The organism is Thalassospira alkalitolerans, assembly GCF_002115745.1.
In the GTDB taxonomy this organism is placed as follows: Bacteria; Pseudomonadota; Alphaproteobacteria; order Rhodospirillales; family Thalassospiraceae; genus Thalassospira; species Thalassospira alkalitolerans.
The window spans coordinates 1-302 of the sequence record NZ_JFKB01000072.1 but is presented as its reverse complement, the minus strand read 5'-3'; the positions used below and the strand labels follow the sequence as shown (position 1 = coordinate 302).

The 302-nt window shown below is 65.6% G+C and carries 1 protein-coding gene; it reads left to right on the top strand.

Annotated features, from left to right (window positions below; all coding sequences use genetic code 11):
• Positions 1–302, top strand: a 302-nt coding sequence (locus tag TALK_RS21960) for a hypothetical protein (protein ID WP_211274881.1), incomplete at both ends; no start/stop codon positions are given.

Here is a 302-nt window from a genome sequence, read left to right as displayed (position 1 = left end):
CCTCATTCGACGCCTCCACCGCCGGCATGATCACCGTGCTGATCGGCGGCGCCTGCGCCATTTTCAACATCAAGGCCAACGCCCTGCTGACCGGCGCCTTTCTGGTGGTGGAAGTGGCGGTGCTGGCGCTGATCGCCTGGCTCGGTTTCAGCCATCCGCATCAAAGCGCAGAGATCCTCACCGCGCCGGTGATGCTGGACGCGCAAGGCAACCTGGCGCCGGTTTCGCTGCCGCTGATCGTCGCCATGGTCGGGGTCGCGCTGTTCTCCTACAACGGCTACGGCGCAGCGGTGTACATGGCG